The organism is Moorena sp. SIO3I6 (genome assembly GCF_010672095.1).
In genome coordinates, this window is record NZ_JAAHHU010001477.1 from 1 (window position 1) to 1,239 (window position 1,239).

The 1,239-nt window shown below is 39.9% G+C and carries 1 protein-coding gene and 1 pseudogene; both read left to right on the forward strand.

Annotated features, from left to right (window positions below; all coding sequences use genetic code 11):
• Positions 1-259 precede the first annotated feature (259 nt).
• Positions 260-562: a hypothetical protein gene (locus F6K49_RS50415; RefSeq protein ID WP_293110402.1), complete on the forward strand. Its 303-nt coding sequence runs from the start codon at positions 260-262 to the stop codon at positions 560-562.
• A gap of 246 nt (positions 563-808) precedes the next feature.
• A pseudogene (locus F6K49_RS50420) lies at positions 809-1,239 on the forward strand (histidine kinase); the annotation flags it as partial.

Consider the following 1,239-nt stretch of genomic DNA (forward strand, 5'->3'; position numbering starts at 1 on the left):
CCACCAGCAGATTAATCACTTGTTTACTAGTGAAAGGTAAGTTCATGTAGGGTGGGCAGTGCATCAGTTAGATTGATGTTTTTCTAAAGGGCATTGTTAGGCACTGCCCACCAGCAGATTAATCACTAGTGAGAGGTAAGTAAGATGAAAAGTGCATGTCGGTGGGCAGTGCATCAGACAGATTTTGAAGCTTGCAAAGGGCGTTGCTAGGCACTGCCCACCCTACGATTATAACTGACCGCTGACTACTATAAGTAACATGAAAAGTAAAATTTTTCACCTTAAAGTCATCAAAATCAAGTCAGGGTGTAACTTTGAGTTATCTTGGGAAAATGGTAAGACTATTTCTGCCATAGTAGATTATCCTCAAGACCTTGATCAAAGTTACCAAGACTGGAAACAGGCTTACATTAATTGTTACCGATATTTGCGAGTTATTAAAATAAAAAAAAGTGGTAGTATTCCATCCTCGAAGAAGGATCATGCTGGATTTTTGCGGGAAGCAGAAGCTAGGTTTTTATCACTATTTGATCGGTGGTTACGGGATGGAGAGTTATATTAAATTCGTGAGCAAATTGCTAATGCGGCTACAGATTCCTCTAGTAATCGTCGGTATTGGGTTGATATTCTCCTCACCTGTAACTGTGCTGAATTAACTCGCTTACCTTGGGAAGCTTGGGAAATTAGTAATACTAGGACTAATTTATCCAGATTCGGAACTATCCGGATTGCTCGGGTTTCTAAAACTATCCATGCTGGAATTAGTCATAATAAAATTATTACTTCAATCCGTCGCCGAGCCAGAGTTTTGGCTATCTTAGGTGATGAAAAAGGATTAGACTTTGAAGAAGACCGCAAGGCGTTAGCTCACCTGTCTAAGCTCGCTGACCTAAAATTTATTGGTTGGCAACCAGGAAAAGACTCTACTAGTCTTAAGCAGGAAATTGTTAAGGAAATTGCTAATCCTAGGGGTTGGGATATTTTATTCTTTGCTGGACATAGTAATGAAACTGCCTTGACTGGTGGGGAATTACATATTGCTCCTGATGCTTCTTTAGGGATTAATGAGATTAAACTACCCCTCCAACAAGGGATAGCTAATGGACTTAAGTTTGCTATTTTTAATTCTTGTAATGGTATCTCCATTGCCGAATCCCTAATTGCTTTAGGGTTACCTCAAGTGGCGGTAATGGCAGAACCTATTCACAATCAGGTGGCTCAAGTTTTTATTGTCCAGTT